Here is a 15,857-nt window from a genome sequence, read left to right on the forward strand (position 1 = left end):
GTAGGCATCGCATTCTGTTTAAATCAGAAAAGGTTCAAGTTCGCGGTTATACCACTGATCTCTAATACGTTCAGTAATCAACGGTCTGATGATAAACTTGGGTGGACTACCATCCAGAACATCAATCCGCACACATGAGTAAGGCAGGCGGTTCTGGTAATTGTAGTCGTGACGACCCACAAAAAGCATTGAATCAGCAACTTTCCGAGTAGGTTTACCTGCAATTTCCGCAAAAGTCTCCATCAATTCAGTCCCCCTTCGGCGTTGATAGCGAGGACGATGACCACTACCACCAGAGATAATACAGTTAATGTGGGAGTCAGCAAATCCGGTATCAGTTGTGCAAAGATGCTCCAAACAGTGAGCGTGACCATTTAAAATTAAATCGACTATGGGACGTTCTTTAATTAGAGAACCAAGAGTTTGTGCCACTTGTTCAAACACCCAACGCAAGCGATGGCGAACCGCCAAGGTTTGTGCCTGATCCCACTTCGTAGCCTCTGTGACATAGGGCGGATGGTGGAAAAAGATTACACGTCCGCGCACCTCGGAGGTGTTCCAAGATTCAATGAGTCTGCTTCGCAACCATTCAAGTTGTTCAAAGTCGATCGCAGGCATTTCATCAGATGCCAATTGTTTTTCAATATCGATTTTTATCTCGTTTATTTGGTCTAGTTTGGCGCTAAGTTCATCGAGTTGTTCTGCTTCAGTGGGTTTATCTGGGTTGAGGCGATCGCATATTTCCAAAATCTGCAATTCTTGTTGATCTATTTCCTGGCGACGCTTTTGCAATTGGCGGCGGTAAATTTCTCCCTCTTGAGTTGCAGGTAAGGGTGATGGTGTATTAAAGGTGTTGGAATCTAAAGCAAAAAAGTCAATCCCGCCGTAACGAAAGGTGTAATAGCGATTGGGTAAGCGGGTAAAATTTCCAGGTTCGTAACGCAAACAGCGCCCTGTGTCAGTCTTAGCAGTATAGTGTTGATCTAAATGACGTTCCAACTCTTGTGGGGAAGCGATCGCCTGGGTGTAGTCCATAAATGCTCGCGCATAGGCATTACCTTGATATGATCCATGCCAGCCAATCTCGATATCTTTGTAGCGGAATAGGCGACGTAATGAAGATGTTGTTCCAGTAAATAAACGATACATCAACGGTACATCGTAATAATCATGATTACCGAGTACTGGCAAAAAGGGCAGATTAAACACCATGCGGTCATAGGGAATGCTTTTCGGGTTGTCGCCACCAACAAGAAATTCCCGGTAAGGCTCAATAAAGTTTGTTGAATAATACTCTTGGGAACCCACCACATAGATTACATCGCCTGTGTGCAAAACAAAACTGCAATCATCGCGGTGAGTCAGCATCAGTTCGGCAACTTTTCGTTGGGGGTGGTGTTGAGAATGGGATTTAGTGCCAGAATCACCGATAACCATAAAGGAAAATTCTGGACTATCCTGCCTGCGATCGTCAATAACCATGCTGGTTTGGTCAATTCCCCGTTGCACAAAACTTGGATGCATCCACCGCACCCGTTCCTTCATCTTTTGAATTTTTACAGGAATCGGTGGATCGGAAATCAATTTCATGGCTGATAACTCTTGAATGCCTAATGCACATACCGATTGTAACGAAATAATAAGGGTTTTAATTGGGGACTGGGGAGTCCCTGGCTGTCTAATCAGTATTTAAGAGCATGAGACTCAAGTCCAGTGCAAAGTTCCTGATGTTGATTGACCAAAGCATCCATCATTTATCCTTATTTTTTAGTTTGTCATTTGTCAAATGTGAAGAGTATGCAAAGATGACTATTTCCGCATGGATATCTAAGTAATATATTTACTGTGTAGTTATTGCGAGATTATTGAGATATTATTTATTTTCAAGCTAGACACCCACACAGAATAGCCTACAAGGAGAGTATAAAAATCTCTTTACCGTCAACAGTCAACTGTTAACCATTTTCTCTTTTAGTAGGACTTAGGCGCTGGCAAAAACCAAACATGAAGGATGGGTTTTAGGCATTTAAGCTGAATTTTTCGATCCTTGTTTAATGATTTCTAGTGAATAAGAATGATTAATTTAGCCTGAAATGACCAATTATGCTGATAACTCACACCTTGATGAATTTGTACAGTGCTTAAGACTTAGATGTTTAAGATAGTTAGATTCAGTGCTACGTACAAGCCTTGGAATAAGGTGAATCTTCGAGAAATTTGCTGACCCTCAAAGTTGACGGAGAAAGTATGCTGAAAACATCAAATTTCGGTGAGTTTTTGTGCCTGAAAACAGCACTAAACTCAAGGTTGAGAACTGAAGTTACTGAAAAAATCGATTTAGTCAGGTAAAAATTATGACAAATATCATTGGAACCAACGGTAATGATACCTTATCGGGTGGTGTTGACTCAGACACGATTAACGGTAAAGCAGGCAATGATACCATATACATATATAACGATTATCGTAGCGGTGGCGACACCTTGACTGGTGGAGGCGGCAAGGATGAATTTGTTTACTCTTCCGGCTACAATAATATCATCACCGATTTTAGTGGCGTAGGTAAAGGAACAAACCCGACAGCAGCAGTCATTGCCGAAGTGGACACTCTAAATTTACAGGACTATGGCTTCACTGTGCGAAATCTGCTGCTGACCCAGAATGGCAACAATCTGGAAATCAGCTTTGAAGGGAATCCTACTGAAACGAGGTTTATGGCTGCCAAAGTCATCCTGCAAAACTTCAAATTAGAAAACTTGGAGAACCTGAAAGCTTCTGGAGCAACACCAGCTATCGGCAATATCGTGTTTTTTGGGCAAACTAGCATCACGGACAGTTTTGATGTCCTCGATGCCAACTCCACTGATACTAGCATTGGCATCAAGAACACAGTAACCTTTCTCAATGACCTTTCTAACAATATTGTGGGTTTAGACAACTCAGATGATGTGATTAATGGTCAGGGGGGCAATGACATCATTGACGGCAAGAGTGGGAACGACCTTTTGAGAGGTGGCCCAGGCAATGACTCCCTCCTTGGTGGTGCGGGGAATGATACTCTCGTTGGTGGTACGGGGAATGACTTCCTCACGGGCAATGACTCCCTCATTGGTGGTGCTGGTAACGATTACTTGAATGTTGAATTTTCAACAGCCAATAACATCCTCAACGGTGATGCTGGTGACGATACCTTGGATGCTGGGGCTTCATCAGGCAATAACTTCCTCTCTGGGGGTGATGGCAATGATTATCTCTCCACTTCTAACGTTGTCAGCGGATACATCTCTTACCCCTCCTCAAGCAATAACACCCTCAATGGTGGTGCTGGTGACGATACCTTAAATGCCCAGTCTCCAAAAAACGGCAATAACTTACTCTGTGGAGGGGATGGCAATGATTCTCTCTCCACTTCTGGTGTTTCTACTTATAGAGGAGATGCTCCTAATTTTAGCTCTTCAGGCAATAACACCCTCAACGGTGGTGCTGGTAACGATACCTTGAGAGCTGAGTATTCAACAGGCAATAACTTCCTCTCTGGGGGCGATGGCAATGATTATCTCTCCGTCTCTGCCTATTTTTTCGGGTACAGCGGTGGTAGCCTTTATTTATCCTCCTCAGGCAATAACACCCTCAACGGTGGTGCTGGTGACGATACCTTGGGGGCTGAACATTCAACAGGCAGTAACTTCCTCTCTGGGGGCGATGGCAATGATTCCTTCTCTCTAAGCCCCACATTTGCAGATACTGCCCCCTCTTATTTCGTGACTCAAACGGTAGATGGGGGTAAGGGTGACGATTTGTTGTCCGTGGATTACACGTTAGCTACAGGGGGGATCATAACGACAATCAATCCTACTACTACCATTAGCTCGATTAAGGCGGGTAAGTATGGGGTTAATTACAAGAATATCGAACGATTAAATATCTCAGGTACAGCCTACAATGACAATATTGTTGGCAGCAATGGCAATGATACGCTCTCCACGGGCACGAGTGGCAAAGATACCATCGATGGGGGTAAGGGTGACGATGTGTTGTCCATCGATTACAGCAATGCTACTGGGGGTATCACAACCACTTTCAATGCCACTACTAACATTGGAGCAATTACGGCAGGCACAAGTCAGGTTAGCTACAAGAATATCGAACGATTAAATATCTCAGGTACAGCCTACAATGACAATATTGTTGGCAGCAATGGCAATGATACGCTCTCCACGAGCACTAGTGGCTCCACGGGCACTAGTGGCAAAGATACCATCAATGGGGGTAAGGGTGACGATGTGTTGTTCGTCGATTATAACAATGCTACTGGGGGTATCACAACCACTTTCAATGCCACTACTAATATTGGAGCAATTACGGCAGGCGCAAGTCGGGTTAGCTACAAGAATATCGAACGATTAAATATCTCAGGTACAGCCTACAATGACAATATTGTTGGTAACAGTGGCAATGATACACTCGACGGGGGCTATGGTTATGGCAATGATACGATAGATGGGGGAGCAGGTAACGATCGCTTGATTGTTCGCGATTCATCACGCAGCGATAATCTCCTCTCTGGAGGCGATGGTAATGATACTCTCACAGCCTCTCAGGCATATGGTAAGAACACCCTCATAGGTGGTAATGGCAATGACTACCTCACAGGTGGTTTTGGTAATGATAGTCTCTATGGAGGAACTGGTACTGATACCTTTGCTTTCAATGGTTACAGTGGAGGTGTTGATAGACTTTATGACTTCAACGCCACTAATGAATTGATTCAGGTATCGGCTGCTGGTTTTGGTGGCGGGTTATCAATAGGTTCACTTCAGAAAAATCAGTTTACACTCGGAACATCTGCAACGACAAGCAATCAACGATTTATATATAACAATATTACAGGTGCATTGTTCTTTGATCAAGATGGCAGTGCGTCTGGGTTTAGTCAGGTAAAATTTGCACAATTATCTGCTGGTGTGACACTAACCATAAACAACTTTGTGGTTTTTTAATCATAATTAGCGCTCTTTTATCACTTGTGGTACGGAATGGGAGGTATATTTTAATACCTCCCATTCAATTTTTCAATAGACATAAAAGTGATAAAGAATGTAGAGACGTAGCACTGCTACATTTATACAAAGGTTCTAGATAACGCATATTTAATTTCACTCCTATGTCTATTGGTTTCCACCAATTTGTGGCGATAGTAATTCTTGCTCCACAAAATAACAATAGAACTTTCCAAACTACCAGTAGAGATTTTTATGAATGAATATAAGGTATCCCTGCGAAATCAATCCCTATTAGAAAAGCTAAATTTTGATGAATTACATACATACCATGTTAGTTATCTAACTTTTTTAGTCATTATCCAATAGTCATAAAGTCGCGATCGCAAACTGAGAGTTGTAGATTTTTCTGATTCCCGACTTCTTTCAACCTCCAAAATATTCATTTTCTCAATACTTAATCCCAATATCTCATCCCTAATCCCCAATCTTTAAGGTAAATTTTCTCGCAGTAATGCTCGAAAGCCTGCTTGTTGAAAATGCTCATCAGCAGTCAGTGCTTCAGTGATTCCGCTATATTGCATCACAATAAAAGATACGCAATCTCCAAATCCCCATTCTTTCTCTGTTCGTTCCCGATATAGCTCGAAAGCACGTTCGTAGAGTTCCTGGGAGAGAGGAACAATTTCAACTTTGGAGTCTGCTACTAGAGAATTTAATAATATGATTGCCGCCTGACGATAAGGTAGTTGGGATAAGGCATTGCCAATTTCCAACATCACCGCCTGTGTTGTCACCAAACGTGTTTCTGCCGCTTGTAACATTTTAGCCAGATGTAAGGCTCGGTCATGCAAGCGATCGCTCGGTGCAGATAAGGCAATGGCAAATGATGTATCAAGAAAGACTTCAGAATGCATGGAAAGTTTACTTACTGTACAAATATTTATCTATATTGGTAGACCAGTCAGGTGGCCCATCTAAGTTGAGCGATCGCGCCGTTTGCAGAAATGATACCGTTTCATGTTCACTTGGCGGTAAAATTTCAATACTGATTCGCACGTGGGTATTGATTGGCAGTGCGATCGGTTCAGCCGGATAGAACACTTTGCCATTAAACACAGCTGTGATTTTTTCTACCATTGTTTGCAAAAAGTGCTTTTAGTCTATCCTAAGCTGGTTGGGACAATACGGGTAGAGTAGACGACGCAATAACTAGTGAAGATACTTATATCTATCTTACGAATTATATAGATTTTCCAGAATTGCCTAAGCCACTAACTGAACTAATGTTACGTGAGTTGGACGAACTTCCCCCTGTTTGAAATTAAAGTTCAAGTCTCTCCCACTCTGACTCAGACAGGGAAAGATTTTGCGTAGTAAAACCTCTTAGAGATCTTTTACAGACAAAAGGGGGAAAAATTTTGGGCTTTTTCCCAATTCTTAGCAATAAATTGTTGTGGCAATTCTATACAAAAATAATGTATGTAGGCTGTAAATAAATCAGCTTTTTGGAGTTGGGCAGAGCGCAGAGTTTAGACCCTACTTTTGCTACTTGTAAAAAAAATTGAATCCAGATGAGAACTAATGTTCTATATATCCTATAATTTTCTTAATTACGGTATTCGCCTAGAAATACCGTAGATTTAGGGGTGTATTCTGATGAGCAAGTCGCAACAACTGACACAATTAAGTAAATTCCTCACTGAGGGGATGCAGGCTTATGCCATGAAAACTTTGCAGACTATACAACTCTCGTATCAACACTCAATTAAGAGTTGGTTGAATAGACAGACTGTGCAAAGCTTTGTGAGTCTGTTTCTCATAAGTGCTTTTTTGAGTATAGCAGTTGCCTCCTGCTCTGGAAGCAGTTCAGCTAGCAAAAATGATGTTAAGCTAAAAATTGTTTCTTTCTCTGTTACCAAAGCCGCTCATGACCAGATAATTCCCAAATTTGTCCAAAAGTGGAAGCAAGAACACAACCAAAACGTCACATTTGAGCAAAGTTATGGGGGTTCTGGCGCTCAAGCGGCTGCTGTCATTGCTGGTTCGCAAGAAGCAGATATAGTACATTTGGCACTTCCTCTGGATGTCAGCAAAATTGCTCTTGCAGGTTTGATTAAATCAGGTTGGGAAACCAAAGCTCCGAGAAATGGTATTGTTAGTAAATCGGTTGCTGCGATCGTCACCCGCGAAGGCAATCCCAAAGGCATCAATACTTGGGCAGACTTAGCAAAAGATGGCGTGAAAGTGATTGCCGCTAACCCAAAAACTTCTGGTATTGCTATCTGGGAATTCTTGGCTTTTTGGGGTTCCGTGAGTCTAACCGGAGGTGACGAAGCGACAGCGTTAGATTACGTCACCAAAGTTTATAAAAACACTCCTATTCTGACGAAAGATGCTCGTGAAGCTAGCAATTTATTTTTCCAACAAAATCAGGGTGATGTCTTAATCAACTACGAGAACGAGGTAATTTTAGCAGGAAAAAATGGAACCAAATTACCTTATGTTGTACCCCAAGTCAATATTTCCATTGATAATCCTGTAGCTGTAGTTGATAAAAACGTTGATAAACATGGTACAAGAGAAGTTGCACAAGCATTTGTTGATTTTCTTTACTCGACAGAAGCTCAACGGGAATTTGCTAAATTACAATATCGTCCTGTTAACCCCACTGTTACCCAAGAAGTAGCATCACAATATCAGCCAATTAAAACTTTATTCACATCTCAAGATTTAGGTGGCTGGGATATTATCCAGAAAAAGTTTTTTGGAGAAGGGGCAATTTTTGACAAAGTTCAAGCTGCCAGCAAAGCATGATATCTATATTTTTCGTGCCGGATTATCTCCTAGAAGATAGCCAAGTATAAGGAATTTTAAGTCACTTTACTCAATTGATAATTTATGAGCTTTCATAGCAGATTTAAGGATAGCTTTTTCCTCATATCTTTAATGATTATTGCCAGCAGTATCACTGCTTGTAGCACCAATGAGGAAAAGAAAATTCAGGTGAGTATTGATGGTGCAGCTGTAGGTTTTCCTATTTCTTTAGCAGTTGCAGAAGAATACGGTAAAGTCAAACCTGAAGCTAAAGTAAGCGTTGCCTCAAGTGGTACTGGTGGTGGTTTCAGTAAATTTTGTAATGGCGATATTGATATAGCTGGTGCTTCTCGTACCATTCGAGATGAAGAAATAAAAAAATGTAAAAGTAAGAATATTAAATTTGTCGAGTTGCCTATAGCTTTAGATGGCATCGCCGTAATTGCCAACCGCCAAAATAACTTTGCCAAATGTTTAACTATTAAGGAACTGGGTAAGATTTGGGGCGGCAAATCAGACGGTAAAGTATTGACATGGAATCAAGTTAATCCCAAGTTTCCTAACCAAAAGCTGAAGCTATATGCTCCATCTTCGGATACGGGAACATTCGATTATATGACTCAAGCTGTGACTGGTAAAGCCAAGAATGGCCGTACAGATTACACTGCCACTCAGAATCAAAACCTTCTTGTACAAGGAGTTTCAGGTGATGTAACAGCTTTGGGTTATGTAGGGATATCTTACTATATTCAAAATCAAGAAAAACTGAATCTAGTTGCTGTAGAAAGTCTTACAGGAAAGTGTGAAAAACCAGTGCCAGTGGATAATGTGATCAAAAATATCTATACACCTTTGTCTCGTCCTCTGTTCATCTACGTCAGTAAAAAATCTTTAGATACTAAGCCAGCAGTCAAAGAATTTGTAGATTTTTATTTAGAAAATTCTTGGAAGTGGGTAGATAGTGTTGGTTATGTAGCACTACCGGATGATGCTTATCTCAAAGTCAAACAAAAATTTGCTACTGGTGAAACTGGGACAAAGTTTAAAAAAGCAAAACCAGGTGAGCCAATCACAAACTTTATTTAAATAAAGTCTCAATCATTGTAGTTAAATTGTAGTCAAAAATTCACTGTTTATGCAGAATACCAATTATCAAGACAATCCTTATCTACTATCCAGAGAGTCTCTGGAAAAAAATGCATCTGAAGATATTTCAGAAAAGATTATTGCGGCGATTTTATTTGCTTGTGCTTTAGTCTCGGTTTTGACTACCTTTGGGATTGTTGTAATTATTTTTCAGGAGACATTCAGTTTTTTCCAAGAAGTCTCATTTGCCAAATTCTTTCTTGATACTAAATGGACACCTCTATTTGCAGATAAACATTTTGGTGTTTGGCCATTGATTAATGGCACTTTCTTAACAACAGCTATTGCGATGGCAGTTGCTATTCCTTTGGGCTTATCTTCCGCCATTTATTTGAGTGAATATGCTGAACCTAAAGTGGCAGCAATTTTACGTCCAGCGGTGGAACTTTTGGCAGGAATACCAACGGTAGTATATGGTTACTTTGCGCTGTTGTTCCTTACACCATTGCTGCGGAATCTTATCCCTCTGGAAATATTCAACGCTTTGAGTGCGGGGTTAATGATGGGGGTAATGATTACTCCTACTGTTGGTTCTATCAGCTTAGATGCTATCCGAGCAGTTCCCCGTTCTTTGCGAGAAGGAGCTTATGCTTTAGGTATTACTAAACTGGAAACCATTTTTAAAGTAGTTCTACCAGCTGCACTTTCTGGAATCATCGCCTCAATTATTTTGGGTATTTCTCGCGCTGTAGGTGAAACAATGACTGTCCTGATCGCTGCCGGACAACAACCAAGATTAACTGTTAATTTTATGGAATCAGTAGAAACCATGACAGCTTACATGGCGCAAATTTCTGGTGGAGATAGTCCGCGTGGTAGTCTTAATTTCAAGACATTATATGCTGTAGGCGCTGTACTGTTTCTACTTACCCTTGCTTTGAATATTGTTAGTTACTGGATTGCTAATCGCTTTAAAGAAAAATACGACTAAATAGATATGGCTACAAGTTATCAACAAGATGATTCTTTAGAATCTGCACCAGAATTTACCGATAATGTTGAGAGTAGGGATAAATTAGGGAAAGTATTTGAAGTACTTTTTTTGTTAGGATTGCTGATTGGTTTATTTATCCTAGCGTTACTACTTTTTGATATTTTGAAAGACGGATTAGGCAGATTTTTATCACCCGGGTTTCTGACGGAAACTCCTTCTCGTTTTCCTGACCAAGGTGGTATTCGTCCTGCGATTATCAGCAGTATGCTTTTAGGAGCTGTTGTGATTTTCGTAACTGTCCCAATTGGTGTAGGAGCCGCTTTATATCTAGAAGAGTATGCACCTAAAGCTGGGTGGACAGCGATTATTGAGATTAATATCAGTAATCTGGCGGGTGTGCCTTCTATTGTCTATGGATTACTGGGTTTAGGGGTTTTCAATTATTTGCTTGGGTTTGGCCCCGCTTTGATTTCCGGTGCATTGACTTTATCTTTGTTGTCTTTACCAGTAATTATTGTGACAGCTAGAGAAGCAATTCGCGCTGTCCCAGATTCCTTGAGAAATGCTTCTTACGGATTAGGTGTCACAAAATGGCAAACTATCAGCAATCATGTCATACCCTATGCTATCCCCGGTATTTTGACGGGGGTAATTATCTCAGTATCCCGTGCTATTGGTGATGCAGCCTCTCTGATTGTTGTAGGTGCTGTGGGTTTTCTCACCTTTAACCCTGGTTTGTTTCAGAGATTTATGGCATTACCCATTCAAATTTACAGTTACATTACTCGTCCTGAACCGGGTTTTGCTAGTGCAGCAGCAGCGACAATTATTGCGTTGTTACTCTTGATTTTAGTCTTAAATGGTGTAGCAATTTATATTCGACAACGCTTCTCAATAAATTAGGTAATTAAATATTTAATTGGATACATTCACGGATATTAGGAGAACAGCTAAATGACTTATAGCAATAGTAGAAGTAAATCAGATAGTGCCATAATCGACCAAGACAAGGGTGTATTCAATGTTGAAGGTGTGAAGGTCTACTATGGAGGATTTTTGGCACTTTTAGATGTTTATCTAAAGATTCCTGATAAACAAATTATTGCTTTTATTGGGCCTTCAGGATGTGGTAAAAGTACCTTACTGCGTTGCTTCAACCGGATGAATGATTTAATCCCTGGAGCTAAGGTAGAAGGGAGACTTAATTATCGCGATCGCAACATTTATGATCCTAAGATAAATTCTGTAAAATTAAGACGAAAAGTCGGAATGGTTTTTCAAAGACCGAATCCTTTCCCCAAATCAATATACGAAAATATTTCCTTTGGGCCGCGTGCTAACGGTTATAAGGGTAACATTGATGAATTGGTGGAAGATTCCCTCAGACGCGCTGCTATCTGGGATGAAGTCAAAGACAAACTCAAAGAGAAGGGAACTGCATTATCTGGCGGACAACAGCAACGGCTTTGCATAGCAAGAGCGATCGCCATGAAGCCAGATGTATTATTGATGGATGAACCATGTTCTGCTCTCGACCCAATTTCTAGCCGCCAAGTAGAAGAACTCTGTTTAGAACTCAAGCAGCAATACACCATCATTATGGTAACTCACAATATGCAGCAAGCTTCCAGAGTGGCAGATTTCACGGCTTTCTTCAATACAGAAATTGACGAGCATGGCAAACGTCGTGGCAAATTAGTTGAGTTTAATCCTACAGCGCAAATGTTCAGTTCTCCTCAAACCAAAGAAGCTGAGGATTATATCAGTGGACGCTTCGGTTAAAGAGATATCACAGTTATAATTATGGAAAATATGCTGAGGCTTAATAGTACTAACTTAAAGTAATATTTCAGCTAAATACTTATACTGTATGTTATGTTTAAGCCTCTGTCATTTGCTTTAGTTGCAGCTACCGTTTTAGTGGCATCAATCAATAACCCCAATGCTACTTTAGCTAAAACTTGTGCCTCTAAGTGTGGGTCGCACCCAATTCAGTTTACACCTGGGCAACACATCCGTGTTGAAGTGATAAATAGTACACCTAACTTGATACAAATCCAAAAACCCTCTGGGACTGACGCAATATCCTTGAGTCCAGGGCAAAAATTAAATCTAGAACAAATAGAGGGTACGGAGCCAAATACATCTCTGATATTTTGGAGCGAAAAGGGTTTATCACTACAAGCAATTGTCTCGAAACCTAACTTTGGTACATTGCGGCTGGAACTCCGTCCGACTTGGCGCTCTCCGGGCGATCGCTCGTTCTATATTATGGATGATGGTAGGATAAACGTGTTTTAGATCGCAATTAGTGTTATGAGTTATGAGTTAAGAAATAACCTTTAATTCAAAATTCCTATGTACAGTAATTTATTATGTGTGATCAGTGACATACTACTGTCTTCTGTAGGACAATACCTTTCAGTTAAGCCCAAAATCCTTGGTAGAACACGCGGAATTTTGTGTCTCTACAGGTCTAAAATCAGTACCAAAAATCCTTAACTGAACCTTATTGTCTTATAATTGAATTCTTTGTTTGACAACAAATATTTCATGATCAAGCCAGCTTGCAATCTAGGTTCAAGAGTTCGTTACAGAGCTAATATCAAATTATCTAAAGAACAAGATCAAGAACTTAATAGCTCTTTGTCTCCTATATCTGAAGATACTACTTTACATGGTGCGCTTACAGCATCCAGAGTACTTAGTTATATTGCAAGAAAATTTACAGATGCTGGGTATGTTCTTTTTCCCACACTTTTAGATGCTGCTTGATATAGTGTAATCGCTGATATTAAAACCATTCAATTATTATTTTATTAATTTAAGTTAATAGTCAAGTTTATGAGTCGAGCTAATACTAACAAACATGAGAATTATGAAATTCTTAATCTAATTGGATATGGTTTGGCTAAATTTGATATGGATTTTGTTAGAGAATTTAGTTTTAAAACTAAGCAAGAGTTTTTTCTTTATTTTGTAAACAATGGTATTGCTAAAACTGTAGGAACATTAAAAAATAGACAAGATTTATTTGATCCTTTTTTTGATAATGCACGAAAAGGATGGTGGCTAAAGGGAAATACATATATTCATCGAAAAATACTAATTGATTCCCTTTTTGGATCAGAAGATTATAAATCTTATGCAAATATTATCAAACTCTACTTAGATAAAAAAATCAGTAGTATAGACACTATAGATACAAAACCTATAAGCCCTATTTTAAAGAGCAAATTTAAGCAATTACAAGATACTGGCAAAGCAGCAGAACTGTTTTTTATAAAAAACTATCAAAGTATTCAGGAATTTAAAGATGGTTTTTTAGAAGATGCCCGAACATTTGGAGATGGCTACGATTTTCAAGTAGATGTTTTCCAAAACGTATTTTTAGCTGAAATAAAAGGCATTAAATCTAATTATGGTAGTGTAAGATTAACAAATAATGAATTCTTGAAAGCGCAGGAATATAGAAAGGATTATGCTCTTGTTATAGTAAGTAGTTTGCAAGATGTTCCAAAATTTAGTATTATTTTTGATCCTGTAAGCAATATGAATTTTACAAGAAACATTATATTACAAAGACAAATCACTTTTAATTCTAAATCTCTTACTTGGTGATATAAATATTAATAATTATATAATTATTAATATTTTAAATGATTCATTAATTTTTCATTACAAAAGTTCACAGCTAGATTTTTGTCAGAGATAAAAACGACAATTAATTAGTTAATATACATCATAACTAATAACTCCTAACTTTTATTGTGCTAGACCGACCTGTATCTGAACTTTCAAAACCTAGCAGGCGCTTACCTAATCAGCGCTGGCAAATTTATCCGCAGAAACCAGAATTTGCCCAAAAGCTGGCGGTTTTGACAAATATTTCCCCCATTATCAGTCAGCTGCTGATTAATCGGGGTATGGAAACACCAGAACAGGTACAAGCATTTTTAGAGCCAGAGTCTTTAGTCTTACCTTCGCCGTTGGAAGATTTCCCAGATTTGGCGATTAGTTTGGAGTTGTTGCAAAATGCGATCGCCTCGCAAATAAAAATTGCTATTTGTGGTGATTATGATGCTGATGGGATGACTAGCACTGCTCTACTTTTGCGTAGTCTCCGCACTTTAGGCGCACAGGTAGATTATGCTATCCCCAGTCGGATGCACGAAGGTTACGGTATTAATAAACGCATAGTTGAAGAATTCCACAGCGAAGGCGTAGGACTAATTCTCACTGTAGATAATGGTATCTCTGCGTTTGAACCAGTTGCTAGAGCTAGAGAACTTGGTCTTGCGGTTATTATCACCGATCACCACGATATCCCCCAAAAATTACCGCCAGCTAACGCTATTCTTAATCCCAAACTAATAGCCGAATCCTCACCTTATCGGGGTGTTGCTGGTGTTGGTGTTGCCTACATTTTGGCAGTGTCTTTAGCACAACAGCTAGGGGAAACTAAAGGCTTGATCCAGCCGATGCTAGCACTGTTTACACTGGGAACGATCGCAGATTTAGCTCCCTTAACTGGCGTAAATCGCCGCTGGGTAAAACGTGGTTTACAGCATTTACCCAAATCCAACTTGGCTGGCGTGAAGGCGTTGATTCAGGTAGGCGGCGTGCAGGCGAGGGGAGATGAGGGAGCAGGGGGAGCAGGGGGAGCAGGGGGAGCAGGGGAGAAAATCCTCAATCCAAAATCCAAAATCCAAAATCCAAAATCCCTCAAGCCTGAAGATATCGGGTTTCGCTTGGGGCCACGAATTAATGCTATTGGTCGGATTGGTAATCCCCAGACTGTCATTGAATTGCTGACTACGGATGATATGGGGGTGGCACTGGAAAGAGCAATGCAGTGCGAACAAATCAACGCCTCTCGCCAGCTAATGTGTGAGCAAATTGAACAAGAAGCGATCGCTTATGTAGAGACAGAATTTGTTGCGTCTCTACAACAAAACCGTGTATTAGTTGTTGTTCAACCCAATTGGCATCACGGCGTTATTGGTATTGTTGCCTCCCGCTTGGTGGAACGCTACGGTGTTCCAGTGTTTATCGGTACTTATGAAGATGAGGAACACATACGCGGTTCAGCACGCTCAATTCCAGAGTTTCATGTATTTGAAGCTTTGGAATATTGTCACGATTTACTAGGGAAATTTGGCGGACACAAAGCAGCCGGGGGATTCTCTCTACCAGCAGCGAATTTACAGGTGTTGCGATCGCGTTTGATTGAGTTTGCTAACCAGTGTCTTGAACCCCAGCATCTCAAGCCTCTGCTCAAAATTGATGCCGAAGTCAACCTTAATCACATCAATCAGCAGCTTTATCAACAGCTTAATGCTCTACACCCCTGCGGTATGGACAACCCCGATCCAGTTTTTTGGACACCTAATGTTCAAGTGGTTGAGCAAAAAATCGTTGGTAAGGGTCACATCAAACTGACAATTGCCCAAACTGTTGATAATCAAGAGTATAAAATCAAAGCGATCGCTTGGCGTTGGGGCGACTATTTCCGCTTACCACTGCGAGTGGATGTCGCTTACAAACTGCGAGAAAATTACTTTAACGGTAACACCACCATCGAGCTAGAGTTAATAGGTGTTAGACTGCCAATTCAGCTTCAACAATTTTTTGCTTCGCCACCTATCCAGTCAAGCACAACTTTTGAATACAACAAGCGACATTATACTTGTGGTTTCTATAAAAACGGTATTGAAGCAGAATTAAGAATTAAAAATTCTGAAGGCAAAGTCTTAGCCATGCAGCCAGGACATACAATCGGTTTGCTGGGCACTAATCGTCAAAACGCCAAAGAAGTTGATATTTCTCAACCACAGTATGACAGTATTATTCAAGTTGCCCTTCAGGCGTTATCAGTGCTGAGTGCTGAGTTATGAGTTATGAATTATGAATTAACTTCTCATTCCTAACTCTTAACTGTTAACTCCTTAGTCAGCACT

Annotated in this window: 13 protein-coding genes; 10 read left to right on the forward strand and 3 right to left on the reverse strand. The window is 40.2% G+C overall.

Going from position 1 to position 15,857, the window contains the following annotated elements:
- Positions 1 to 18: 18 nt before the first annotated feature.
- Positions 19 to 1,590, reverse strand: coding sequence for a metallophosphoesterase family protein (locus V7K49_RS13790; protein WP_335206016.1), 1,572 nt, complete (start codon positions 1,588 to 1,590; stop codon positions 19 to 21).
- A gap of 764 nt (positions 1,591 to 2,354) precedes the next feature.
- On the opposite strand from V7K49_RS13790, the gene V7K49_RS13795 reads away from it, so the two are divergent.
- The gene (locus tag V7K49_RS13795) at positions 2,355 to 5,000 is read left to right on the forward strand and encodes a beta strand repeat-containing protein (RefSeq protein ID WP_335206018.1); all 2,646 of its coding nucleotides are present in this window, start codon (positions 2,355 to 2,357) and stop codon (positions 4,998 to 5,000) included.
- A gap of 491 nt (positions 5,001 to 5,491) precedes the next feature.
- Here the strand turns inward: V7K49_RS13795 and V7K49_RS13800 are convergent, their stop codons facing one another.
- The gene (locus tag V7K49_RS13800; RefSeq protein ID WP_335071614.1) at positions 5,492 to 5,917 is read right to left on the reverse strand and encodes a type II toxin-antitoxin system VapC family toxin; all 426 of its coding nucleotides are present in this window, start codon (positions 5,915 to 5,917) and stop codon (positions 5,492 to 5,494) included.
- 7 nt (positions 5,918 to 5,924) lie between these two features.
- Positions 5,925 to 6,140, reverse strand: coding sequence for a hypothetical protein (locus V7K49_RS13805; RefSeq protein WP_334874369.1), 216 nt, complete (start codon positions 6,138 to 6,140; stop codon positions 5,925 to 5,927).
- Positions 6,141 to 6,659: 519 nt separating this feature from the next.
- On the opposite strand from V7K49_RS13805, the gene V7K49_RS13810 reads away from it, so the two are divergent.
- The 9 genes from V7K49_RS13810 to V7K49_RS13850 all read left to right on the forward strand — a co-directional run bounded on the left by V7K49_RS13810 (position 6,660) and on the right by V7K49_RS13850 (position 15,794).
- Positions 6,660 to 7,817 carry a sulfate ABC transporter substrate-binding protein gene (locus V7K49_RS13810; protein WP_335206019.1) on the forward strand — a complete coding sequence of 386 codons (1,158 nt, stop codon included), beginning with the start codon at positions 6,660 to 6,662 and terminating at the stop codon, positions 7,815 to 7,817.
- An 84-nt stretch (positions 7,818 to 7,901) separates the two neighbouring features.
- The gene (locus V7K49_RS13815; protein ID WP_335206020.1) at positions 7,902 to 8,903 is read left to right on the forward strand and encodes a PstS family phosphate ABC transporter substrate-binding protein; all 1,002 of its coding nucleotides are present in this window, start codon (positions 7,902 to 7,904) and stop codon (positions 8,901 to 8,903) included.
- A gap of 49 nt (positions 8,904 to 8,952) precedes the next feature.
- A complete protein-coding gene (gene pstC / locus V7K49_RS13820; protein WP_334874375.1) occupies positions 8,953 to 9,894 on the forward strand; it encodes a phosphate ABC transporter permease subunit PstC in 942 nt (313 codons plus the stop codon).
- 6 nt (positions 9,895 to 9,900) lie between these two features.
- The gene (gene pstA / locus V7K49_RS13825; protein ID WP_335206021.1) at positions 9,901 to 10,800 is read left to right on the forward strand and encodes a phosphate ABC transporter permease PstA; all 900 of its coding nucleotides are present in this window, start codon (positions 9,901 to 9,903) and stop codon (positions 10,798 to 10,800) included.
- Positions 10,801 to 10,851: 51 nt separating this feature from the next.
- Positions 10,852 to 11,679 (forward strand): phosphate ABC transporter ATP-binding protein PstB, encoded by an 828-nt coding sequence (gene pstB / locus V7K49_RS13830; RefSeq protein ID WP_335206023.1) that lies wholly within the window; start codon positions 10,852 to 10,854, stop codon positions 11,677 to 11,679.
- A gap of 93 nt (positions 11,680 to 11,772) precedes the next feature.
- Positions 11,773 to 12,198, forward strand: a complete 426-nt coding sequence (locus V7K49_RS13835) for a hypothetical protein (protein WP_335206025.1) — start codon at positions 11,773 to 11,775, stop codon at positions 12,196 to 12,198.
- A gap of 252 nt (positions 12,199 to 12,450) precedes the next feature.
- A complete protein-coding gene (locus tag V7K49_RS13840; RefSeq protein ID WP_335206027.1) occupies positions 12,451 to 12,672 on the forward strand; it encodes a hypothetical protein in 222 nt (73 codons plus the stop codon).
- A 69-nt stretch (positions 12,673 to 12,741) separates the two neighbouring features.
- Complete coding sequence (locus V7K49_RS13845; protein ID WP_335206029.1) at positions 12,742 to 13,518, forward strand: DUF3883 domain-containing protein; 777 nt, start codon at positions 12,742 to 12,744, stop codon at positions 13,516 to 13,518.
- 149 nt (positions 13,519 to 13,667) lie between these two features.
- On the forward strand, positions 13,668 to 15,794 hold the full coding sequence (locus V7K49_RS13850) for a single-stranded-DNA-specific exonuclease RecJ (protein ID WP_335206031.1): 2,127 nt from the start codon (positions 13,668 to 13,670) through the stop codon (positions 15,792 to 15,794).
- Positions 15,795 to 15,857 lie beyond the last annotated feature (63 nt).

The sequence above is a fragment of the Nostoc sp. genome, assembly GCF_036919675.1.
GTDB lineage: Bacteria > Cyanobacteriota > Cyanobacteriia > Cyanobacteriales > Nostocaceae > Nostoc.

What these genes read in the sequence shown, in the direction of transcription:
- V7K49_RS13790 (WP_335206016.1), bottom strand. Translation starts at nt 1,590, where the DNA reads ATGAAATTGATTTCCGATCCACCGATTCCTGTAAAAATTCAAAAGATG.
- V7K49_RS13795 (WP_335206018.1), top strand. Translation starts at nt 2,355, where the DNA reads ATGACAAATATCATTGGAACCAACGGTAATGATACCTTATCGGGTGGT.
- V7K49_RS13800 (WP_335071614.1), bottom strand. Translation starts at nt 5,917, where the DNA reads ATGCATTCTGAAGTCTTTCTTGATACATCATTTGCCATTGCCTTATCT.
- V7K49_RS13805 (WP_334874369.1), bottom strand. Translation starts at nt 6,140, where the DNA reads ATGGTAGAAAAAATCACAGCTGTGTTTAATGGCAAAGTGTTCTATCCG.
- V7K49_RS13810 (WP_335206019.1), top strand. Translation starts at nt 6,660, where the DNA reads ATGAGCAAGTCGCAACAACTGACACAATTAAGTAAATTCCTCACTGAG.
- V7K49_RS13815 (WP_335206020.1), top strand. Translation starts at nt 7,902, where the DNA reads ATGAGCTTTCATAGCAGATTTAAGGATAGCTTTTTCCTCATATCTTTA.
- pstC (WP_334874375.1), top strand. Translation starts at nt 8,953, where the DNA reads ATGCAGAATACCAATTATCAAGACAATCCTTATCTACTATCCAGAGAG.
- pstA (WP_335206021.1), top strand. Translation starts at nt 9,901, where the DNA reads ATGGCTACAAGTTATCAACAAGATGATTCTTTAGAATCTGCACCAGAA.
- pstB (WP_335206023.1), top strand. Translation starts at nt 10,852, where the DNA reads ATGACTTATAGCAATAGTAGAAGTAAATCAGATAGTGCCATAATCGAC.
- V7K49_RS13835 (WP_335206025.1), top strand. Translation starts at nt 11,773, where the DNA reads ATGTTTAAGCCTCTGTCATTTGCTTTAGTTGCAGCTACCGTTTTAGTG.
- V7K49_RS13840 (WP_335206027.1), top strand. Translation starts at nt 12,451, where the DNA reads ATGATCAAGCCAGCTTGCAATCTAGGTTCAAGAGTTCGTTACAGAGCT.
- V7K49_RS13845 (WP_335206029.1), top strand. Translation starts at nt 12,742, where the DNA reads ATGAGTCGAGCTAATACTAACAAACATGAGAATTATGAAATTCTTAAT.